We start from the raw sequence: 21056 nt of genomic DNA, 5'->3' as shown, positions 1-21056 counted from the left end.
GATGAAGAGCCCGACGATCTCCGCTCCGTCACGCCGCAGGGTGGTCGGCGGCCTCACGACGCTCGCAGCGATGGGCCTGAGCGGGGCGAGAGCGCAGGGCGAGAGACCCACCCTGCCGAAGTCGCCGGTTGCGCTCAACATCATCGATGTCGGCGGCGCGCTCGCCCTCGTGCAGAAGCCCATCGAGAGCTTCCGCAAGGCGCGACCCGAACTGGTCTCGCGCATCACCTTCACCAAGGCGCCCGCGCCCGAACTGCCTGCCAAGCTGAAGGCCCAGCAGGATGCCGGCCGGGTGGACATCGACCTTATGCTCGGCGGACTAGACGCGGTGTCCGGCGGCATCGACCAGAACCTGTGGCAGCCGCTGTTCCCCCGCTTCGCCGGAACCCTGCCGAACCCGGACGAAATCCTGCAGAAGGCGGCGCTCGACATGCACAATCTGGCCAAAGGACAGGCCATGTGCATGGTCTACTACCCGTCGGGCCCGCTTCTCGAATACATGCCGGCCAAGGTGAAGACGGCGCCCGCGACAGCGCAGGAATTGCTGGACTGGACCAGGCAGAACCCGAACCGCTTCATCTATGCGAGGCCTGCGAATTCCGGCCCGGGCCGCACTTGGCTGATGGGCCTGCCCTACCTCCTCGGTGACGCCGACCCGAAGGATCCGATGAAGGGTTGGGATAAGACCTGGGGCTACCTGAAGGCGCTCGGCGAGAACATCGAATATTATCCGACCGGCACCGGGGTCACCATGAAGGAACTCGGCGAGGGTACGCGCGACATGATCGTGTCGACGACCGGCTGGGACATCAATCCGCGCGCCCTCGGCATTGTGCCGAAGGAGGCCGAAGTAGCCACCCTGAAGGGTTTTCACTGGGTTTCGGACGCCCAATACATGGCGATCCCGAAAGGTGTCGCAGAGGGGAAGATTGCAGTCCTGCTCGAACTCATCAGCTTCGTCATGAAGCCGGAGCAGCAGGCCTATACCTACGACGAGGGCTACTTCTACCCCGGTCCTGCCGCGAAGAACGTGACACTCGACATGGCTCCGCCTGAGAGCCAGGCCGCCATCAAGGAATTCGGCCGCCCGCAATATGAGCGCTGGATTGCCGACAATCCGATCGAGACGCCGCTCGAGCCCGAGAAGATGGTCTCCGCCTTCAAGCGATGGGACCAGGAGATCGGTTCGGGCGGCAAGCGGAGGGGCTAATGGCTGGCCGTGCCAAAGCGGGCTCGACCATCCTGCCCCTCTCTGGACCTTCCTGCTCGGGTCTGAGGCCGGGGATCGGGTCAAGCTGTCCGTCAGAAGGAGTGTCCAGTCGCCCCTCTCTCCCCCGGCAATACCCATGACCCTTTACGCACCAGCAGTCCCGGGCGGGGTCGCTCTCGAACTGCGCAAGGTCAGGCGAACCTTCGGCAGCCATGCCGCGCTCGCCGGGATCGACCTATCGATCAAGGCCGGCGAGTTCATTGCGCTTCTGGGCCCTTCGGGCTGCGGCAAGTCGACGGCGCTGAACTGCATCGCGGGCCTGCTGCCGCTGTCCGGCGGCTCCATCCATCTCGGTGACCGCCGGATTGACCAGCTGAAACCCGAGCAGCGCGGCTTCGGTATGGTGTTCCAGAGCTACGCGCTCTTTCCGCATCTGACGGTCCGGAAGAATGTCGGGTTTGGCCTGGCCATGCGGGGCGTGAAGCGGAGCGAGATCAACAGGCGCGTCGACGAGGCGCTCGGCCTCGTGCGGCTCCGCGAGCAGGCGGACAAGCTTCCCGGCCAGATGTCGGGTGGACAGCAGCAACGCGTCGCCATCGCCCGCGCCATCGTCATCGAGCCGGCGGTCGTGCTCATGGATGAGCCGCTCTCGAACCTGGACGCGAAGCTGCGCCTCGAGATGCGGGCTGAGATCCGGCGGATTCACGAGATGATCGGCTCCACCACGGTTTACGTCACCCACGACCAGGACGAGGCGCTCTCGATGGCAGACCGCGTCGTCGTCATGCGGGACGGCGTGATCCGCCAGGTCGGCACGCCGGAGGAGCTATACGAGAAGCCCGCGCACCAGGACGTTGCGGACTTCATGGGCTTCCGCAACCGTCTGACGGGCAAGGTGGTGGGCATCGCGAATGGCCGCGCCGAGGTCGAGGTGGCGGGCGCCCGCCTGTCCGGGATCGTCCGGGAGGACGTCAGGGCGGGAAGCGGTGCTCTCGTCTCGATCAGGCCGGAAGACCTGGTGCCGGGTGGCACGGAACGGGGCCTCCCGGCACGCGTGGTGGCGATCGAGTATCGCGGCCGCGCCTTCTTCGGAAATGCAGTCGCCGCTGACGGGACCCCGCTGTTCTTTCGAACCGACCGAGCGCTCGACAAGGGCGCCGAGATCCAGCTTCGGGCGGAGCCATCGCGAACGCTGGTCTTTGCGGAGGCCGTAGCGTGAGTTCGGTCCCGCTGGATCAGATCGTGACAGCGGCTGGGATCGAGGAAGAAGCAAGCCTTCAGACGCGGCTTGCCGTGCGGGGGCTCGATGGCACCACTCTTCTCGTTCTACCCGCGATGATCGCGATCCTGGCGCTGTTCGTCTATCCCTTCCTGTATGGGCTCGCTCTCTCGTTCCGGCCGAAACAGGGCGGGTTCCTTGGCAACTACACCCACTTCTTCTCCGATCCGTTCCTCTACGACACGATCTGGACTACGCTTCGGATCGCGCTTCCTGTAACCATCCTGAACCTCGCGCTGGCCGTTCCGATCGCCATGCGGGTCCGCCTGATGCGGCGCCAGCGGCTTCTGACGACCATACTCGTGCTGCCGGTCACGCTTGGAACCGTGCTCGTCGCCGAAGGCCTCCTGAACTATCTGGGCCCGCAAGGCTGGTTCAACCGCGCGCTCATCTGGGCAGGTGTCCTGTCCGGCCCCGTGAAGCTCACGAACAACTACTGGGGCGTCTTCGCATCGCTCCTCATCACGGGCTTTCCCTTCACGTTCCTGCTGACCCTCTCCTACGTCACCGGAATTGATCCGGCGCTGGAGCAGGCGGGCGCCGTTCACGGAGCGAGCGCGCGCCAGCGCTTCACCAAGATCATCATGCCGCTCATCCTGCCTGGCCTCGCGATCACCTTCTGCCTGTCCTTCGTACAGGCCTTCGCGGTGTTTCCCTCGGCGGTGCTCCTCGGCGCCCCTGCCGGCGCGACACGCGTGATCTCGATCGCCGCGTACCAGGCCGCCTTCGAGGAATACGACTACTCGTTGGCCTCGGCGATCGCGATGATCATGGGCGCGGTCCAGCTTGCTCTCGTGGCGGCGGTGCTCGGCGCGCGGGGCCTGCTCTATCGCGGGCCCGTGGGCGGCACGAAGGGCTGAGGCGATGATCCGCGATACAGGACTCAGCTCTCGCATCTGGCGCATCGCCGTGTGGGCGGTGACCATCCTGTTCGTCCTGAACCTCCTGGCGATGATCGCGTCGGTTCTGGTGAATTCCTTCGCGACGCGGTGGCTCGGGACTTGGCTGCCGGTCGCCTACACGACTCGCTGGTACTTCTCGGCCTGGGAGGAGTTCCAGCTCCACGACGTGTTGATCGTGACCTTCCAGGTCGTCTTCGCGGTCGTGATCGTGTCGGGGCTGCTCGGCGTGCTGGCAGCCTATGCCATGGCGCGACGCGACTTCCCGGGGAAGCGGCTGGCCATGCTGATCTTCCTTCTGCCGCTCCTCGTCCCGCCGATCACCTACGGCATCCCGCTCGCGACGGTGCTCTACCAGCTGAACCTCGCCGGCACGTTCTGGGGCGTGGTGCTCGCGAACCTCGTTCCCACGATCCCCTTCGTCGTGCTCGTCATGATACCCTTCATCGAGCAGATCGATCCGCGGATCGAGGCGGCGGCGCGTGTCTTCGGGGCATCCACCTTGCAACTCTTCGTCCGCATCCTTCTGCCGCTGCTGCTGCCGGGGATGCTCGCCGCGATGCTGCTGGTGCTCGTGCGTACGATAGCAATGTTCGAGCTGACGTTCCTGACGGCGGGCCCGACCAGCCAGACGCTCGTGGTCGCGCTCTACTACGCCGTCTTCGCCGCCGGCGTACGGGCTGGGCAGTCGATCGATGCCATGGCGGTCGTCTACATGGTCGTCACGCTCATCTGGCTGGTAATAGCGTTGCGCTTTGTGAACCCGACCCAGATCGTCGCGCGCGCAAAGCAGCAGCAGGCGCAACCATGACCAGGCTCTCGGACCGTACTCTCCCTTCTCTCGCCTCCTCTGTCCGGAGGCCCGCCTATGACCGTGCGCAACTGAAAACGGGCATTGTCCATCTCGGGATCGGAGCGTTTCATCGGGCGCACCTGGCTGTCTACACCGACGACGTGCTAGCCAGCGGCGACCTAGGCTGGGGTATTCTCGGCGCATCGCTACGCTCGCCCGACACGCGGGACGCCTTGCTCCCTCAGAACGGCCTGTATGCCGTGAACGTCCGCGCCGGCGACCACGACGAGGTGCGGGTGATCGGCGCGCTGACGGGTGTGGTCGTCGTTCCGGAAAACCCCGCTGCGCTCCTTGAGAGGATGACCGATCCCGATGTGCGGATCGTGTCGCTGACGGTCACGGAGAAGGGTTACTGCCATAATCCTGCGACTGGCGAACTCGACCCGAACAACCCTGACGTCCGCCACGACCTCGAGCATCCGGCCGCTCCGCGCTCCGCGCCGGGATTGATCGTCGAGGCACTAGGGCGGCGGCGGGCGGCCGGGATTGCGCCGTTCACTGTGCTCTCCTGCGATAACCTCCCGTCGAACGGCGTCGTGACCAAACGCGTGCTGGCGGGGCTAGCGAGTCTGCGCGACGCCGACCTCGGCCACTACGTGGAGGGCGAGGTCGCCTGCCCGTCCACGATGGTCGACCGCATCGTGCCGGCAACGACGGACGGGGACCGCGACCGGGTCGCGGCCCTGCTGGGCCTCGAGGACAGCTGGCCCGTGATGGCAGAGCCCTTCTCGCAATGGGTGATCGAGGACCACTTTCCCGCCGGGCGACCGGACTGGCCGGGCGCGACCTTCGTGGCGGATGTCGAGCCGTTCGAATTCATGAAGCTGCGGCTCCTGAACGGAAGCCACTCGACCATGGCTTATCTCGGCTATCTGTCCGGGAGCGAGACCATCGCCGACGCGGTGCGGCAGGAGGGAATGGAACGCCTTGTCCGCCGGCTGATGGACGACGAGGTCACGCCGACGCTGCCGCGCCTGCCAGGCTTCGATCTTGCTGCCTACAAGGACCAGCTCTTCCAGCGCTTCCGCAACCCCGCCTTGAAGCATCGGACGTGGCAGGTCGCCATGGACGGCTCGCAGAAGCTTCCGAACCGTCTGTTGGGGCCAGCTCGCGAGCGCATCACGCAGGGGCTGCCGATCGAGCGCATCGCCCTCTGTCTCGCGGCCTGGATGCGCTACGTGGCCGGGACCGACGAGAGGGGCGCCCCAATCGATGTGCGCGACCCGCTCGCGACCGATCTCCGCGCCCGTGCCGATGCGGCCGGCCATGACCCGGACCGTATCGTCGACGCGCTGCTTGGCATGAGGCAGATGTTCGGCACGGACCTTCCCGCCGAGCCCCGCTTCCGAGAGCCGGTCCGGAACTGGCTCGCTACGCTGTTCGAGAGAGGTGCGGCCGAAACCGTCAGGATGGCAGCAGCCATGTAGCACCGGGTGAGATCGGCCTCGCTCGAAGCAAGTCCCGACAGAGGACAAGGCCTGGAGGAAACGATGGGACGAGACCAAGTCACGCGCCGCGCCGTGGTCGGCGGCTTATCCGGGCTCGCGGCGGCGGGGGCGAGCGGAGCCTTTGCCCAGGCGCTCCCGGCGCCGAGCCAGCCGGTGACGCTCAACATCATCGACGTTGCGGGTCAGCTGCAACTGACCCAGGCAGGTATCGACCGCTTTCGGGCGCAGAACCCGAAGCTCGTCTCGCGCATCAACTTCCAGCGCGCTCCCTCGCCGGAACTGCCGGGCAAGCTGAAGGCGCAGCAGGATGCCGGGCGTGTGGACATCGACCTCGTCCTGACCGGACCGGGCGCCATGTCGGACGGCGTCCAGCAGGGTCTGTGGATCGAGGTGTGGTCCAAGTATCCGGATGGACTGCCCAAGGCGGCGGACACCTACCATGAGCAGGCGCTGATGATGCAGCGCAATTTCGGCCGCGACCAGGGCGTTGCGGTCGTGTACTCCCCTTCGGGACCGGTGTTCGAGTACCACGCCAACAAGGTGAAGACCGTGCCGAAGACGGCGGCCGATCTTCTGGCCTGGGTGAAGCAGAATCCCAACCGCTTCACCTATGCGCGGCCGGTGAATTCAGGGCCGGGTTGGACCTTCCTCATGGCGATGCCCTACATCCTGGGCGATCGCGACCCCAAGGACCCGATGAAGGGGTGGGACAAGACCTGGTCCTGGCTGAAGGAGCTCGACGACGGGATCGACTACTACCCGGCCGGGACGGCGGTCACGATGAAGGAACTGGGGGAGGGCACGCGCGACATCATCGTCTCGACTTGCGGCTGGGACATCAATCCGCGAGCGCTCGGGATCGTCCCGAAGGAGGTCGAAGTCTTCGCGCTCGAGGGCACGCGCTGGGTGCCGGACACCCAGTTCATGTGCATTCCGAAGGGCGTGCCGAACGACAAGGTCGCGGTCCTGCTGCAGCTCATGTCCTTCATGCTGAAGCCGGAGCAGCAGGCGCTCACCTACGACAAGGGCTACTTCTATCCCGGCCCGGCCGTGAAGGGCGTGACTCTGGCGATGGCGCCTCAGGAGAGCCAGGACGTCATCAGGGAATACGGGCGGCCGATCTACGACAAGCTTATCGCCGAGCTACCTGTCGAGGTGCCGCTCGCGCCTGACCGGCTCGTCGCGGCCTTCAGGCGCTGGGACCAGGAGGTCGGCGCCAGGAAGTCGAAGCAATGATGCGCTTCGCGGCCATCGGCCTCGACCACCGGCACATCTACCACATGGTGGGCGAGCTTCTGGCCGCCGGCGCGACCTGCGCCGGCTATTGCCCGGCCACCTCGGACCCGCGGGTCCTCGCGGGCTTCCAGGAGCGCTTCCCGGATCTGCGGGCGGTCGACCGCGATCGCCTGCTCGACGACTCGAGTGTGGACGCCGTTCTTTGCGCCGCAATCCCGAGAGACCGGGCCCCGATCGCGATCGAGGCCATGCGAAGGGGCAAGGACGTGATGGTCGACAAGCCCGGCGTCACGAGCTTCGAGGCTCTGGCGCTCGTCGAGGGCGCGGTTTTCGAAACCCGGCGGATCTTCTCGATCTGCTTCTCCGAACGCTTCGTTGCGCCATCGACGATCGTCGCTGCGCGGCTCATCGCGGAGGGCGCGATCGGGCGCGTCGTGCAAACGGTCGGGCTCGGGCCGCATCGGCTGAACCGTGCGATCCGTCCGGCCTGGTTCTTCGACACGAGCACCTATGGCGGTATCCTGACCGACATCGCTTCGCACCAGATCGAGCAGTTCCTCTTCTTCACTGGGTCGCAGCATGCTCGGATCGTGACGAGCGCCGTCGGCAATGTCGGCCATCCGGAACTGCCGGCCTTCGAGGATTTCGGCGACCTCATCATCGAGAGCGAGCGCGCGACGGGTTATGTCCGCGTCGATTGGTTCACGCCGGATGGTCTGCCGACCTGGGGCGACGGACGCCTCACGATCCTCGGGACTGAAGGCACGATCGAACTGCGCAAATACGTCGACATCGCCGGCCGCCCTGGAACGGACCACGTCTTCATCACGGACGGGAAGGGTGTCCGCCATATCGAGGCCAGCGGCGAGCCGCTGACCTATTTCGGTGCCTTCAAGGCGGATGTGGAGAACCGGACCGAGACTGCCGCCTCGCAGCAGCACATGTTCACTGTGACGCGGCTTGCGCTCGAGGCTCAGGCGAGGGCCCGGCGCGTCCCTGCAACGGGCGTCGGCGGAATAGGGCAGGCATGAAGCTCGGGATTGCCATCATCGGGCTCGGGCCCGCCTCGCAGCCGCACGCGCGCAGCCTGCTCGAACTGGCCGACCAGGCGGAGGTGCGCTGGGCGGCGAGCCGCAGTCCCAAGCGCACGGCGACGTTTGCGAAAAGCTTCCCGTTCCCGGTTACGAACGACCTGGACGCCGCGATCGCCGATCCGGCTGTGCAGGCCGTGATCGTCCTGACGCCTCCGGCGGCGCACCTCGATGTGGCGGAGCGGTGCTTCGCGGCCGGCAAGCACGTCCTGGTCGAGAAGCCCCTGGAGCTCACGGTGGAGCGCGGCGAGCGGCTCGTCGCGGCTGGGCGCCGCGCAGGCCGGCACCTGGGCGTCGTGCTGCAGCACCGGTTCCGGCCGGGGAGCCTGCGCCTCCGCGCTCTTCTCCGCTCCGGCAGCCTCGGCGGGATCGAGGCGGCGTGGATGAACGTACCGTGGTGGCGGCCGCAGAGCTATTACGACGAGCCCGGGCGCGGCACGATGGCCCGAGACGGCGGCGGCGTCCTGCTGACGCAAGCGATCCACACACTCGATCTCTTCCGATCACTTGTCGGAGTGTCGAAGGTCGTGGCCGCCGAGGCGCGCACGACCGGCCTGCATCGTATGGAGACGGAGGACTACGTTTCGGCCCTGGTTCATCTCGGGAACGGAGCGCCGGGGACAATCACGGCGACCACCGCCTTCATGGCGGGCCAGCCCGAGCGGATCGAGATCATCGGCCGGAGGGGTTCGGCGTCGCTCGTCGGGGGCAACCTCCGGGTGGACTATCCGGATGGCACCGAGGAAACGGTGCAGGCCGAGGGCTCGACGGGTAGCGGGGCGAACATCATGGATTTCCCGATCGACGCGCACCGAGCGCTGATCGGCGAGTTTCTCAGCGCCTGCCGCGAGAACCGTGATCCAGCGGTCACGGGCGAAGATGCTCTGGCCACCCAGCAGCTCGTCGATGAGGTGCTGCGCGTCTCCGGGTTTCGAGCCGGCTGATGTCGGCCTTGGCTTGGTCCAGGCCTCGTTCTGCGCCGCGCAGCAGCGCGGGTCCGTGAGGGTCGGGATCTATCGCTGGTCCCGGACCAGCAGCGGATCCACCGAGATGCTGCTCTTCAGCGCCCTGAGCGCGAAGGTCGATCGCGAATGGCGGATGCCGGCGATGCGGTAGAGGCTCTCGCGCAGGAAGCGCTCATAGTGCTCAGTTCCGGCGACCGCGACCTTCACGAGGTAGTCGTAGTCGCCGGTGACGAGATGCGCCTCGACCACCTCGGGGATCCTGGCGAGGGCTGCGCCGAATTCCTCGAGCGCGCGCTCGTCGTGCCGGTCGAGCGTCACCTCCACGAAGACGGTGTTCGGCAGCCCGACGGCGCGGTGGTCGAGGATCGCTACATACCGCTCGATCGCGCCGCTCGCCTCCAGCCGCTTTACGCGTGTCCAGCAGGGCGATTGCGACAGCCCGACCTCCTGCGCGAGCTCCGCCATCGTGAGCCGGCCATTGTTGCGGAGCGCGGACAGAATCTTGCGATCCGTCTGGTCGAGCGGGAGGTCGGTCGCCTTGCCGGCCGATGCAGATTGGCTGTTTCGTGGTTTTCGCAAGATCCGGGATCCTGTTCTAAGGTTCCGCCATATTGCCCTATGAACGGGAAGAAATCACCGCCGCGCACCGATAAGATAACGCTCGCCAGAAGACGGGGAGGAGCCGATGTCGGACCAGAGGCTGCGGGAGGTCGTGATCGAGGCGGATCTCAACGAGGGCTACGACGGTCTCGTGCGCCTGCTCGGGGATTCGGAGCGCTCGGGCTACGAACTTCGGGCCGTCGCGATGACGACGCGGCCGGACCAGACGAAGCTCGCGCGGATCACCCTCGGCATCCCGGAATCGGCCGACACCCAGCTCATCGCGGCGCGCAGCTCCCGGCATCCGGCGGTGCGGCGCGCCATAGCCTGGGAAGCCTTGGGCCAGACCCCGCGGGTTTCGGCGGCTTGACGCCGGCGCGGATCCAGCCTCGCTTTCAGGTATTGACCCTGTCCCCGAGGCGGCCCGGAGGCCACAGATGAGGGCGAGTGACCGGCTGTCCCTGTTCGTTCCGGAGCCCGCCGTGCGGCCCGGCGGCACGCCGGACTTCTCCGATCTCCAGATCCCCAGGGCCGGGGAGGTGCGCCGGCCCGCAATCGACGCCCCCGCGGAGGAGATCCGCGACCTCGCCTACACGCTGATCCGGGTTCTCGACGAGGACGGGCAGGCCGTCGGCCCCTGGGCCGGGTCGCTGACAGACGAGGAGCTTCTGTCGGGGCTGCGCGACATGATGCGGCTTCGCACCTTCGATGCCCGCATGCTGCTCGCCCAGCGCCAGGGCAAGACCTCGTTCTACATGCAGCATCTCGGCGAGGAGGCCGTCTCCACCGCCTTCCGCAAGGCGCTGCAGCCCGGGGACATGAACTTCCCCACCTACCGCCAGGCCGGCCTCCTCATCGCGGGCGGCTATCCGATGGCGAAGATGATGAACCAGATCTTCTCCAACGCGGAGGATCCGGTGCATGGCCGGCAGCTCCCGGTCTTTTACTCGTCCCGGGAGGACGGCTTCTTCTCGATCTCCGGCAACCTCGCGACGCAGTACATCCAGGCCGTCGGCTGGGCGATGGCCTCCGCCATCAAGAACGACACGAAGATCGCTGCCGGCTGGATCGGCGACGGCTCGACCGCGGAATCCGATTTCCACGCGGCGCTCGTCTTCGCCTCCACCTACAGGCCGCCGGTGATCCTCAACATCGTCAACAACCAGTGGGCGATCTCCACCTTCCAGGGCATCGCGCGCGGCGGCTCGTCCACCTTCGCGGCGCGCGGCCACGGCTTCGGGATCCCGGCCCTGCGCGTGGACGGAAACGACTACCTGGCGGTCCATGCCGTCGCGAAATGGGCGGCCGAGCGCGCCCGCAGTAATCTTGGCCCGACGATCATCGAATACGTGACCTACCGGGCCGGCGCGCATTCGACTTCGGACGACCCCGCCGCCTATCGGCCGAAGACCGAGTTCGAGGCATGGCCTCTCGGCGATCCGGTCCTGCGATTGAAGGCGCACCTCATCGCGCGCGGGCTCTGGTCGGAGGAGCGCCACAAGCAGGGGGAGGCCGAGATCCTCGACGAGGTCCTGGCCGCCCAGCGCGAGGCGGAGAGCCACGGCACCCTGCATTCAGGCCCCAAGCCCTCCTCGCGCGACATGTTCGAGGGCGTCTTCGCGGAGATGCCGCCGCATCTGCGCAAGCAGCGGCAGCAGGCGGGGTACTGACGCATGGCCCGCCGCACGATGATCGAAGCCATCCGCGACGCGATGGCGGTCTCGATGGAGCGGGACGACGACGTCGTCGTCTTCGGGGAGGATGTCGGCTATTTCGGCGGCGTCTTCCGCTGCACGCAGGGCCTGCAGCCGCGCTTCGGCAAGCATCGCTGCTTCGATGCGCCGATCAGCGAGCTCGGCATCGTGGGCGCCGCGATCGGCATGGCGGCCTATGGCCTGAAGCCCTGCGTCGAGATCCAGTTCGCCGACTACATGTATCCGGCCTACGACCAGCTCGTCTCGGAGGCGGCGCGCATCCGCTACCGCTCGGCCGGGCAGTTCACGGCGCCGATCGTCGTCCGCATGCCGACCGGCGGCGGCATCTTCGGCGGACAGACGCACAGCCAGAGCCCCGAGGCGCTGTTCACCCATGTCGCGGGCCTGAAGACGGTCGTTCCGTCGAACCCCTACGACGCGAAGGGCCTCCTCATCGCGGCCATCGAGGATCCGGATCCTGTGATCTTCCTGGAGCCGAAACGTCTCTATAACGGGCCTTTCGACGGCCACCACGACCGACCCGTGACGCCCTGGTCGAAGCACGAGCTCGGCGAGGTTCCGGACGGGCACTACACCGTCCCGCTCGGCAAGGCCGTCATCCGCCGCGAGGGCTCGGACGTGACGGTGCTCGCCTACGGCACGATCGTCCATGTGGCCGAGGCCGCTGCCGCCGAGGCCGGCATCGATGCGGAGATCATCGACCTGCGGACGCTCCTGCCCCTGGACATGGAGGCGATCACGGCCTCGGTGCGGAAGACCGGCCGCTGCGTCGTGGCGCACGAGGCGACGCTCACGTCCGGGTTTGGGGCGGAGCTCGCCGCGCTCGTCCAGGAGAACTGCTTTTACCACCTGGAAGCGCCGATCATCCGCGTCGCCGGCTGGGACACGCCTTATCCGCATGCGCAGGAATGGGCCTATTTCCCGGGCCCGGAGCGGGTCGGGCGGGCGCTGCGCCAAGCGATGGAGTCCTAGGCCATGGCCGCACGCAGCGTCCGGCTCCCCGATATCGGCGAGGGCGTCGCCGAGGCCGAGGTCACGGCCTGGCACGTCAAGGTGGGCGATCTCGTCCGCGAGGACCAGCCGTTAGCCGACGTGATGACCGACAAGGCCACCGTCGAAATTCCCTCTCCGGTCACCGGCAAGGTCGTGGCCCTCGGAGCGGAGCCCGGCACGCGGGTCCCGGTCGGGTCGGAGCTCGTGCGGCTCGAAGTGGACGGGGAGGGCGGTTCCGCCGGAATCGAGGTCGCGCCCGAGATAGCGGCCGCGCAGGGCGCGGAAAGCGGCCGTACTCCCGCGGAGCTCCAGCCGGCGGCGGAAGGGCTCGAGCCGCCGCAGCCCGCACCACGGAAAGAGGCGCCGCCGACGAGCCCCACGCCAGCTCCGGCCCGCCCGGCCGCCGCTCCGGTGCGCCCGGCCGTCGCTCCACCCGCCGGTCCGCCGCGCGCGCCCGGCGAGAAGCCGATCGCCTCGCCGGCCGTGCGCCGCCGCGCGCTGGAAGGCGGAATTGATCTGCGCCGCCTGCGCGGAACCGGGCCTGCCGGCCGCATCACGCATGACGACCTCGACGCCTATCTGGCCGCTGGCGAGAGCGAGGCGCTCGGCCAGCCGGCCGGAATGCGGCCCAGGATCGGCGTCGAGGAGGTGAAGGTCGTCGGCCTCCGCCGCCGCATCGCCGAGAACATGGCCGACGCGAAGCGCCGCGTCGCGCATTTCTCCTATGTCGAGGAGGTCGACGTCACGGCGCTCGAGGAACTGCGCGGCGCCTTGAACGCGCGGCACGGCGAGAGCCGCACGCGGCTCACGCTGATTCCGTTTCTGGTGCGCGCCCTCGTGCGCACGCTCCCCGATTTCCCGCAGATGAACGCGCTCTACGACGACGAGGCGAGTATCGTCCTCCGCCACGAAGGCGTGCATGTCGGCATCGCGACGCAGACGCCGAACGGCCTTATGGTGCCGGTGCTCCGGCATGCCGAGGCGCGGGACCTCTGGGACGTTGCGGCCGAGCTGAAGCGGGTCGCCGATGCCGCGCGCTCGGGGGTCGCGGCGCGCGACGAGCTGAGCGGGTCCACCATCAGCATCACGTCGCTCGGGGCCCTCGGCGGCATCGCCACGACGCCGGTCGTGAACCGGCCCGAGGTCGCCATCATCGGCGTGAACAAGCAGGTCATGCGCCCCGTGTGGCGCGACGGGACCTTCGTGCCGCGCCTGATGATGAACCTCTCGTCGTCCTTCGATCACCGCGTCGTCGATGGCTACGACGCGGCCCGCTTCATCCAGGCGATCAAGGCGCTCCTCGAGACGCCGACGCTCCTCTTCATGGACGCCTGAACATGACGGAGATCACGACCAGGCTTCTCGTGCTCGGCGGCGGTCCGGGCGGCTATGTCGCGGCCATCCGCGCCGGGCAACTCGGCATCGACACCGTGCTCGTCGAGGAGCAGAAGCTCGGCGGCACCTGCCTAAATGTCGGGTGCATCCCGTCCAAGGCGCTGATCCATGCGGCGGACGCCTTCCACGCGGCTGTCGGGCAGGCCGGCGGCTCGCCCTTCGGCGTCACCGTCGCCGAGCTGCGGCTCGACTTCGCCCGCACGGTCGCCTGGAAGGACGGGATCGTGGCGCGCCTGAACGCCGGCGTGGCATCGCTCCTGAAGCGCGGACGCGTGAAGATCGTCCGAGGCCGCGGCAGCATGACGGACGGCAAGACCTGCCGCGTCGAGACGGATACCGGCGTGGACACGGTCTCCGCCGAGCACGTCGTCATCGCGACCGGCTCGCTACCGATGGCGCTGCCGAACCTGCCGTTCGGCGGGAACGTGATCTCCTCCACCGAGGCCCTGTCGCTGCCGGCCGTGCCGGGCACGCTGGCCGTCGTGGGCGCCGGCTATATCGGGCTCGAGCTCGGCATCGCCTTCGCAAAGCTCGGCGCCAGGGTCACGGTCGTCGAGATGGCCGACCGTATCCTCCCGCTCTACGACGCGGACCTTACCCGCCCGGTCGCCCGCCGGCTCGCGGGGCTTGGGATCGAGGTCCTGCTCGGGGCGCGGGCGGCCGGCCTCTCGGAGGGCGGCGACGCTCTCCGGGTCGAGAGCGGCGGCGCGGTGCGGGAGATCGCGGCGGAGAAGATCCTGGTCGCGGTGGGCCGCAAGCCGCGCACGGGCGATTTCGGCCTCGACCAGCTCGACCTGGACATGAGCGGGCCCTTCATCCGCATCGACGAGCGTTGCGCGACCTCCATGCGCAACGTCTGGGCGGTCGGGGACGTCACGGGCGAGCCGATGCTTGCGCATCGCGCCATGGCCCAGGGCGCCATGGTCGCGGAGATCGTCGCCGGCCGGAAGCGTCTCTTCCAGAAGGCCGCGATCCCGGCCGTGTGCTTCACGGATCCCGAGATCGTGTCCGTCGGCCTGTCGCCGGAGGAAGCCCGCGCCGCTGGGATCGAGGCGCGCATCGGCCAGTTCCCCTTCGCGGCGAACGGGCGCGCGATGACGCTCGGCTCGGACGAGGGCTTCGCGCGCGTCGTCGCGCGGGCCGACAACCACCTCGTGCTCGGCATCCAGGCGGTGGGGGCCGGCGTCTCGGAGCTTTCAGCCGCCTTCGGACTCGCGCTGGAGATGGGCTCCAGGCTGGAAGACATCGCGGACACGATCCACGCCCATCCGACGCTTGGCGAAGCCTTCCACGAGGCAAGCCTCACCGGGCTGGGGCAGGGCCTGCATATGTGAGCCTTTCCGGTCCCGGATCTTTTTTCGAGAAGGCTCGACGGCCCCGCCACTCCGCTGGAGCACAAGGACCCTGAGCCGTCCGAGGCGCCGGCACGAACCCGGCCTGGGGTGGCCACGTTATCTGCGTCGACGCCAAGGTGCATTTCCCCGGGGTCGGCGTGTTTCGCTCGCGTTGGCGCCGGGGGCGGAGGTGCTGTGACGAGGACCGGAGTTCTTGCCCTCGCCGCATTGCTGTCGCTCAGCCTTGCACAGGGTTGGGCGATCAGCCCGCATGCGCAGGTGCGATCCCGACCCGCGAGCGAGAATCCAGGCGACACTTCCCCGAAGAGCGAATTGAAGACCGCTCCGGCGCGCGAGCCAGAGGAACAGGTTCGGGCGCTACGCCTCGTTTCGACCTTCAAGACAGGCAATCCCGGGGCACACCTTGCGTCTCCGAGGCTCGCTGGAGATCGACTGCTGCTCCTCACCCCTTTCCCGCACAAGCTCCTGACCTTTCGACTGGGATCGGGAGGGTGGCAGCCGGACTGGCACTTCGAGCCCGAAGCCGACCGGATGGCGGAGGGGACCGCGTGTTGTGGGCTCGGCATTCCGGGGCCGGCCCTGTCCGCGGACCGCATTTACCTCAACACCGTCGACGGTCGCACGATCGCGCTAGACGCCGGGACCGGGCACCCCGTCTGGGCCGTCAGGACCGCGGGGGGAGGAAACGGCGAGACGCTCGCTTCGTCTCCGGTCGTGGCCGGCGACAAGATCCTGGTCGGCAATTCGGGCGACGATTACGGCGCCCGCGGTTGGCTCAGAGCGCTGGATGCGTCGACAGGCCGGACGCTCTGGACGCGCTACAGTACCGGGCCGGACGAGGATGTCGGGATCGGGGCCGATTTCGCACCCGCCTACGGGCCGAAGGGGAAGGCCGAGGCGGGGGTCAGGAGTTGGCCACCCGGCGCCTGGGAGCGCGGCGGCGGTAGCGTCTCAGGTCCGATCCTGCATGATCCCGGCCTCGGCCTCATCTTCCACGGCACAGGACGGCCGGCGCCGCTCAACCCGGATCAGCGCCCCGGGGACAACAGGTGGACCTCCGGCCTGTTCGCGCGTGACGATCGGACCGGGGCGGCCCGGTGGTTCTATGGCCTCTCTTCGCACGACCTCCACGGCGTGAGCGGAACCGGACCGCTCTTCATGGCGGATCGCCGCTGGAAGGGGCAGGATCGCAAGCTCCTGATCCATGCCGGCCTGAACGGCTATGTCTACGTGCTCGACCGCCTCACAGGAGAAGTGCTGTCCGCGCAGCCCTTCGTCCCGGTCGATGCGAGCCGCGGCGTCGAGCTCAAGACGGGGACGCTTCTCGCCAACGACGACAAGCGAACGCGGCTCGGGTCCAGGAGCCGGGATGTTTGCCCCTCGCTCACCGGGGCAACCAGTTCAGAGGGCGCGTCGCTATCGAGTGATGGGCAGACGCTGTTCATCGCCTCTTCGCGCCTCTGCATGGATATCGAGATCCGGCCGGCAAACTACGTCGCCGGGACCCCGTATCTGGGTGCCAACATCCGAGTGAAGGGCTCTCGGGAGGGCGGCCGGGGCGCGCTCGTCGCTTGGCGCCTCGACAAGGCCAAGCCCGCCTGGACGGTAGCGGAGCAATGGCCCTTGCTCGGAGCTCCGCTCCCGATCCCGGGAGGGTCGGTTTTGTACGGAACGCTGGACGGCTATCTCAAACTGGTCGACGAGCGCGACGGCTCTCCCTTATGGCAGCAGAAGCTTTCCTCGGGAATAATCAGCGCTCCAGTGCTTCTTCGCGGTCCAGATGGGGGCGATTACGTGGCAGTGGTCGCGGGCCGAGGCGGGTCCGTGGGGCCGAATGCCGGGCTTGAGGTCGACGTTCGGGATGCCACCGCGGGCCGGGGTTTCGGCAACCTGCTGCGCGGCCTGCCTCCGCCGGAGGACGCGAGCGGCGCGCTGTACCTGTTCGCCCTCCCGTGAAACCGGTCGCAGCCGCCTCCGTGGCGGTTTTCTCTCTTTTGTCCGCTTGTCAGCGTGAGGAACGCGAGGTCAGGCTCGACCCTCCGGTTCTCGCCGCGCTCGGTCAGGTGGCCCCCATGGCGAACCGGATCGGGGGGGCGCCGCCGGATGTGCTGTCCGCGCTCGGGGAACCCTACGAGAGCAACGCCTACAATCTTGGCGAGGGAAAGCGTCTCTACGCGTGGTTCAACTGCAAGGGCTGCCATGCCGATGGCGGCGGCGCGTCCGGGCCGGCCTTGATGGATGGGTGGTGGCGCTATGGGGCTGACCCGGTTTCCGTCTTCGTCTCCCTTCGGGACGGGCGTCCGAACGGGATGCCGGCTTTCGGCGACAAGCTCACGACCGAGCAGATGTGGCAGCTGGTCGGGTATGTCCGGTCCATAGGCCGGGCGAGCGCCGTGACCGGAGCGCCGAGCCGGAACGACGAGATGCAGTCTCGCCCGGCCGAGAACCGGGCGCCGGCCGCAGCCGATCTCGGCACTCCCCCCAGCCGATGAGGAAGGCCTGCATCTCTGCCCTGGCTGCCGTGGCGTTCACGGCTGCCAGCTGCGTGGGACCGCAATCGGCGCTCGATCCGCAGGGGCCGAATGCTGCCTCGCTGGCGTGGCTGATCTGGTTCTTCACGGCGATCTGTGGCGCGGTCTGGCTCCTCGTCATGCTGACGCTCGGCGTCGCGCTGTGGCGTCGCCGGGGGCTGGCGTCCCAGCCGGGCGATCCTCCGCTCGCGCCGGAGCCTCGCGCAGAGCGCCGGAAGAAGACGGTCGTGCTCGCGGCTCTCGCGGCCACGATCGTCATCATCACGGTCCTGACGAGCTTGAGCTTCGTGGCGACCCGCTCGCTGAGCGAGGGCAGGGGGGATCCGCTCGTCATTCGCCTGCGGGGATACCAATGGTGGTGGGAGGTGACCTACACGGCTGGCTCGCCGGACCGTTTCATGATCTCCGCCAATGAGATCCGCGTTCCGGTCGGCCGGCCGGTGCGGCTGGAACTGAGCTCGGGCGACGTCATCCACTCCTTCTGGGTTCCGAGCCTCGCCGGAAAGCAGGACCTCATTCCGGGGCGCGAGAACATCCTGACTTTCACGGCCGAGCGACCCGGTTCCTACCGGGCGCAATGTGCCGAGTTCTGCGGGATGCAGCACGCCCGCATGGCGATGGTCGTCGTGGCGCTGCCGCCGGAGGAGTTCGAGAGCTGGCTCGACGGGCAGCTCCGGGAAGCGGCCTCGCCCGCAACCGAGGAGGAGGCCGCCGGCCGCGAAGTCGCCACCTCGAAGGCCTGCGCCGCCTGCCATGCCATCCGCGGCACCCGCGCGAACGGGACGGTCGGGCCTGATCTCACCCACGTCGCGAGCCGGCAGACCATCGCGGCGGGCACGCTTCCGACCACCCGGGGCGCCCTGGCCGCCTGGATCGCCGACCCTCAGACGATCAAGCCGGGGAGCAAGATGCCGATGGTGCCGCTCTCGGCGGACGAACTGCGGGCCGTCTCCGCCTACATGGCCAGTCTGAAATGAGCATCGCCGCGAGCCCCCCGCTCGACACGGATCTGACGCGCGACGCCTTGGACGCGCGCCTCGCCGCGACGTGGCGCACGCGGCCCGGCTTCTGGGGCGCCCTCGCGACCGTCGACCACAAGATCATCGGCCGCCGCTACATTCTCACCGCGTTCGTGTTTCTGCTGCTGGGCGGCGTGCTCGCGCTGCTGATGCGATGGCAGCTCGCCCGGCCCGAAGGGCGGGTGATCGGACCCGACCTCTACAATCAGGTCTTCACGATGCACGGCGCGAACATGATGTTCCTGTTCGCCGTGCCCGTGATGGAGGCCATGGCCGTCTACCTGGTGCCCCTGATGGTCGGCACCCGGAACATCGCCTTTCCGCGCCTCAACGCCTTCTCCTACTGGATCTATCTCTTCGGCGGGATCCTCCTCTGGGTATCCTTCGCGCTGGACATGGGACCGGACATCGGCTGGTTCGGCTATGTCCCGCTGTCGGGCCCGCAATACGCCCCTGGCAAGCGCGCCGACATCTGGGCACAGATGATCACCTTCACGGAGATTGCGGCCCTCGCGGTCGCGGTCGAGATCGTCGTGACCGTGTTCAAACAGCGCGCGCCCGGCATGACGCTCGACCGCATGCCGCTTTTCGTCTGGGCGATGCTGGTCACGTCCTTCCTGGTCATGCTCGCGATGCCGGCCATCATGGTGGGCTCGACCACGCTGATCCTGGACCGGCTCGTCGGGACGCACTTCTACAACCCGGCCGAGGGCGGGGACGTGCTCCTGTGGCAGCACCTGTTCTGGTTCTTCGGCCACCCGGAGGTGTACATCATCTTCCTGCCGGCGACCGGCATGGTCTCCTCCATGCTGCCGGCCTTCGTGCGCCGGCCGGTGTTCGGCTATCTCGGCCTCGTCCTCTCCATGGTGACGATCGGCATCCTGTCCTTTGGGCTCTGGGTGCACCACATGTTCACGACGGGCCTGCCGCGCCTAGGAGAGAGCTTCTTCACGGCGTCGTCGATGGCGATCGCGGTGCCGGCCGGCCTGCAGATCTTCTGCTGGATCGCCACGATCTGGGGCGGCCGGCCGGTCTTCCGGACCCCGTTCCTGTTCATCCTGGCCTTCTTCTTCACCTTCGTGCTCGGCGGCATGACCGGCGTGATGGTGGCCTCGGTGCCGTTCGATACTCAGGTGCACGACACGTATTTCGTGGTCGCGCACTTCCACTACGTCCTGATCGGCGGGGCCGTGTTCCCGCTCCTGGGCGCGATCTACTACTGGTATCCGAAGATCGTTGGTCGGATGATGAGCGAGCGGCTCGGCCGCTGGGTCTTCGGCCTGATCTTCGTCGGGTTCAACCTCGCTTTCTTCCCGATGCATCTGCTCGGGCTGCAGGGCATGCCCCGGCGGGTCTACACGTATCAGACCGACGTCCCCTGGGCCGGGCTGAACCTCTTCGTGAGCCTGAGCTCCATGATGCTCGCGCTCGGCTTTCTCCTGTTCTTCATCGACGCCGTCCGCAGCGCGCGGCGGGGTGCTCCGGCCGGCAACGATCCGTGGGGGGCTCCCAGCCTCGAATGGGCAACGACGTCGCCGCCACCTGCCTACAACTTTGCCCGCATCCCGGTCGTCACCGGGCAGAGCCCCCTGTGGGAGGAGCGCGAGGTCTTCCCGGTTGCAGCAGGCCTGCGCGTCGACCGGCGCGAGCTCGTCATCACGTCGGTCGCAGACGCGGTCCCGGAGGCGCGAGACTCCTCGCCGAGAGACTCGATCTGGCCCTTCTGGGCGGCGCTTGCGACGAGCGTGATGCTGATAGGCTCGATCTTCACGCCTTGGGCCGTCGTCTGGGGTGCGATCCCGGTGGCGATCACCCTGATCGGCTGGTTCTGGCCGAAGGGCACGCCGGAGGACGACGCGTGAACGAGCGCGTCGTGACGGACCTCTCCGGCCTTCCGCTGCACGGGAAGGGGAGCGCGAGCCCCACTTGGTGGGGAACCCTCGTCTTCATGCTGCTGGAAGGGGCAGGCTTCGCTCTGCTGATCGCCGTCTATCTGTACCTCCGGTCGCTCGCGCCGGATTGGCCGTTCGGAGCGCCGCCCCCCGCTGTCGGCCCCGGGATTGTCGTCACACTCCTGCTGCTCGTGAGCGTGGTCCCGAACTATCTCGTCGGCCGCTGGGCGGAGCGCGAGGAGTTGGGAAAGGTCCGGTTCGGCCTGGTGGTCATGTCCGTTCTCGGCATTCTTCCGCTCATCGCGCGGGGGTTCGAGTTCGCCTCCCTCAACATCTCCTGGGACAGCAACGCCTACGGCTCCGTCGTCTGGACGCTCCTGGCCCTCCACACGGTCCATCTTCTCACTGATGTCGCGGACACGCTGGTGCTCGCCGCAATGATGTTCACCAGGCACGGCGCGAACTCCCGCCGGTTCGGGGACGTTCAAGACAACGCCATGTACTGGAACTTCGTCGTTCTCACATGGCTGCCGATCTACGCCTGCCTGTATGCGCCGTCATGGTTGTGAAGTCCG

General features: G+C 67.8%; 19 protein-coding genes. 18 read left to right on the top strand and 1 reads right to left on the bottom strand.

Translation table 11 applies throughout. The features are described from left to right. Position 1: 1 nt before the first annotated feature. The 8 genes from ACO2SS_RS02830 (at position 2) to ACO2SS_RS02795 (ending at position 8960) form a co-directional block, all read left to right on the top strand. Positions 2-1210, top strand: a complete 1209-nt coding sequence (locus ACO2SS_RS02830; protein WP_423276232.1) for an extracellular solute-binding protein — start codon at positions 2-4, stop codon at positions 1208-1210. Positions 1211-1346: 136 nt separating this feature from the next. Continuing rightward, positions 1347-2429, top strand: coding sequence for an ABC transporter ATP-binding protein (locus tag ACO2SS_RS02825; protein WP_423276033.1), 1083 nt, complete (start codon positions 1347-1349; stop codon positions 2427-2429). A 23-nt stretch (positions 2430-2452) separates the two neighbouring features. Beyond that, positions 2453-3349 carry an ABC transporter permease gene (locus ACO2SS_RS02820; RefSeq protein WP_423276231.1) on the top strand — a complete coding sequence of 299 codons (897 nt, stop codon included), beginning with the start codon at positions 2453-2455 and terminating at the stop codon, positions 3347-3349. 4 nt (positions 3350-3353) lie between these two features. Then, the gene (locus ACO2SS_RS02815) at positions 3354-4199 is read left to right on the top strand and encodes an ABC transporter permease (protein WP_423276032.1); all 846 of its coding nucleotides are present in this window, start codon (positions 3354-3356) and stop codon (positions 4197-4199) included. Then, positions 4196-5668 (top strand): mannitol dehydrogenase family protein, encoded by a 1473-nt coding sequence (locus ACO2SS_RS02810; protein WP_423276031.1) that lies wholly within the window; start codon positions 4196-4198, stop codon positions 5666-5668. Before ACO2SS_RS02815 ends, ACO2SS_RS02810 begins: the two co-directional genes overlap by 4 nt. Positions 5669-5731: 63 nt before the next feature. Next, entirely contained in the window at positions 5732-6925 is a 1194-nt protein-coding gene (locus tag ACO2SS_RS02805; protein ID WP_423276030.1) for an extracellular solute-binding protein, read from the top strand. Next, entirely contained in the window at positions 6922-7956 is a 1035-nt protein-coding gene (locus ACO2SS_RS02800; RefSeq protein WP_423276029.1) for a Gfo/Idh/MocA family protein, read from the top strand. Before ACO2SS_RS02805 ends, ACO2SS_RS02800 begins: the two co-directional genes overlap by 4 nt. Further along, complete coding sequence (locus tag ACO2SS_RS02795) at positions 7953-8960, top strand: Gfo/Idh/MocA family protein (protein ID WP_423276028.1); 1008 nt, start codon at positions 7953-7955, stop codon at positions 8958-8960. Before ACO2SS_RS02800 ends, ACO2SS_RS02795 begins: the two co-directional genes overlap by 4 nt. A 69-nt stretch (positions 8961-9029) precedes the next feature. Here ACO2SS_RS02795 and ACO2SS_RS02790 read toward each other — a convergent pair whose 3' ends face one another. Then, positions 9030-9560 (bottom strand): Lrp/AsnC family transcriptional regulator, encoded by a 531-nt coding sequence (locus tag ACO2SS_RS02790; protein ID WP_423276027.1) that lies wholly within the window; start codon positions 9558-9560, stop codon positions 9030-9032. A gap of 106 nt (positions 9561-9666) precedes the next feature. Here ACO2SS_RS02790 and ACO2SS_RS02785 point away from each other — a divergent pair, with 106 nt between their 5' ends. The 10 genes from ACO2SS_RS02785 to ACO2SS_RS02740 all read left to right on the top strand — a co-directional run bounded on the left by ACO2SS_RS02785 (position 9667) and on the right by ACO2SS_RS02740 (position 21050). Beyond that, entirely contained in the window at positions 9667-9951 is a 285-nt protein-coding gene (locus ACO2SS_RS02785) for a hypothetical protein (protein WP_423276026.1), read from the top strand. Between the two features lie 67 nt (positions 9952-10018). Beyond that, positions 10019-11251, top strand: coding sequence for a 3-methyl-2-oxobutanoate dehydrogenase (2-methylpropanoyl-transferring) subunit alpha (locus tag ACO2SS_RS02780; protein WP_423276025.1), 1233 nt, complete (start codon positions 10019-10021; stop codon positions 11249-11251). 3 nt (positions 11252-11254) lie between these two features. Further along, a complete protein-coding gene (locus tag ACO2SS_RS02775; protein ID WP_423276024.1) occupies positions 11255-12268 on the top strand; it encodes an alpha-ketoacid dehydrogenase subunit beta in 1014 nt (337 codons plus the stop codon). 3 nt (positions 12269-12271) lie between these two features. Then, complete coding sequence (locus ACO2SS_RS02770) at positions 12272-13624, top strand: dihydrolipoamide acetyltransferase family protein (protein ID WP_423276023.1); 1353 nt, start codon at positions 12272-12274, stop codon at positions 13622-13624. Positions 13625-13626: 2 nt separating this feature from the next. Beyond that, positions 13627-15018, top strand: coding sequence for a dihydrolipoyl dehydrogenase (gene lpdA / locus ACO2SS_RS02765; RefSeq protein ID WP_423276022.1), 1392 nt, complete (start codon positions 13627-13629; stop codon positions 15016-15018). 195 nt (positions 15019-15213) lie between these two features. Next, positions 15214-16995: a PQQ-binding-like beta-propeller repeat protein gene (locus tag ACO2SS_RS02760; RefSeq protein ID WP_423276021.1), complete on the top strand. Its 1782-nt coding sequence runs from the start codon at positions 15214-15216 to the stop codon at positions 16993-16995. 116 nt (positions 16996-17111) lie between these two features. Continuing rightward, entirely contained in the window at positions 17112-17531 is a 420-nt protein-coding gene (locus ACO2SS_RS02755) for a c-type cytochrome (protein WP_423276020.1), read from the top strand. Next, a complete protein-coding gene (gene coxB / locus ACO2SS_RS02750; protein WP_423276019.1) occupies positions 17528-18547 on the top strand; it encodes a cytochrome c oxidase subunit II in 1020 nt (339 codons plus the stop codon). The genes ACO2SS_RS02755 and coxB overlap by 4 nt, the downstream gene beginning before the upstream one ends. Next, positions 18544-20451: a cytochrome c oxidase subunit I gene (ctaD, locus tag ACO2SS_RS02745; protein WP_423276018.1), complete on the top strand. Its 1908-nt coding sequence runs from the start codon at positions 18544-18546 to the stop codon at positions 20449-20451. Before coxB ends, ctaD begins: the two co-directional genes overlap by 4 nt. Beyond that, the gene (locus ACO2SS_RS02740; protein ID WP_423276017.1) at positions 20448-21050 is read left to right on the top strand and encodes a cytochrome c oxidase subunit 3; all 603 of its coding nucleotides are present in this window, start codon (positions 20448-20450) and stop codon (positions 21048-21050) included. The genes ctaD and ACO2SS_RS02740 overlap by 4 nt, the downstream gene beginning before the upstream one ends. Positions 21051-21056: the final 6 nt, after the last annotated feature.

This window comes from Enterovirga sp. CN4-39, assembly GCF_049446235.1.
Classification (GTDB): Bacteria; Pseudomonadota; Alphaproteobacteria; order Rhizobiales; family Beijerinckiaceae; genus Enterovirga.
Note: the sequence above shows the minus strand (reverse complement) of the source record. Positions and strands in the feature narration are given on the sequence as shown.

What these genes read in the sequence shown, in the direction of transcription:
- ACO2SS_RS02830 (WP_423276232.1), top strand. Translation starts at nt 2, where the DNA reads ATGAAGAGCCCGACGATCTCCGCTCCGTCACGCCGCAGGGTGGTCGGC.
- ACO2SS_RS02825 (WP_423276033.1), top strand. Translation starts at nt 1,347, where the DNA reads ATGACCCTTTACGCACCAGCAGTCCCGGGCGGGGTCGCTCTCGAACTG.
- ACO2SS_RS02815 (WP_423276032.1), top strand. Translation starts at nt 3,354, where the DNA reads ATGATCCGCGATACAGGACTCAGCTCTCGCATCTGGCGCATCGCCGTG.
- ACO2SS_RS02810 (WP_423276031.1), top strand. Translation starts at nt 4,196, where the DNA reads ATGACCAGGCTCTCGGACCGTACTCTCCCTTCTCTCGCCTCCTCTGTC.
- ACO2SS_RS02805 (WP_423276030.1), top strand. Translation starts at nt 5,732, where the DNA reads ATGGGACGAGACCAAGTCACGCGCCGCGCCGTGGTCGGCGGCTTATCC.
- ACO2SS_RS02800 (WP_423276029.1), top strand. Translation starts at nt 6,922, where the DNA reads ATGATGCGCTTCGCGGCCATCGGCCTCGACCACCGGCACATCTACCAC.
- ACO2SS_RS02795 (WP_423276028.1), top strand. Translation starts at nt 7,953, where the DNA reads ATGAAGCTCGGGATTGCCATCATCGGGCTCGGGCCCGCCTCGCAGCCG.
- ACO2SS_RS02785 (WP_423276026.1), top strand. Translation starts at nt 9,667, where the DNA reads ATGTCGGACCAGAGGCTGCGGGAGGTCGTGATCGAGGCGGATCTCAAC.
- ACO2SS_RS02780 (WP_423276025.1), top strand. Translation starts at nt 10,019, where the DNA reads ATGAGGGCGAGTGACCGGCTGTCCCTGTTCGTTCCGGAGCCCGCCGTG.
- ACO2SS_RS02775 (WP_423276024.1), top strand. Translation starts at nt 11,255, where the DNA reads ATGGCCCGCCGCACGATGATCGAAGCCATCCGCGACGCGATGGCGGTC.
- ACO2SS_RS02770 (WP_423276023.1), top strand. Translation starts at nt 12,272, where the DNA reads ATGGCCGCACGCAGCGTCCGGCTCCCCGATATCGGCGAGGGCGTCGCC.
- lpdA (WP_423276022.1), top strand. Translation starts at nt 13,627, where the DNA reads ATGACGGAGATCACGACCAGGCTTCTCGTGCTCGGCGGCGGTCCGGGC.
- ACO2SS_RS02755 (WP_423276020.1), top strand. Translation starts at nt 17,112, where the DNA reads ATGGCGAACCGGATCGGGGGGGCGCCGCCGGATGTGCTGTCCGCGCTC.
- coxB (WP_423276019.1), top strand. Translation starts at nt 17,528, where the DNA reads ATGAGGAAGGCCTGCATCTCTGCCCTGGCTGCCGTGGCGTTCACGGCT.
- ctaD (WP_423276018.1), top strand. Translation starts at nt 18,544, where the DNA reads ATGAGCATCGCCGCGAGCCCCCCGCTCGACACGGATCTGACGCGCGAC.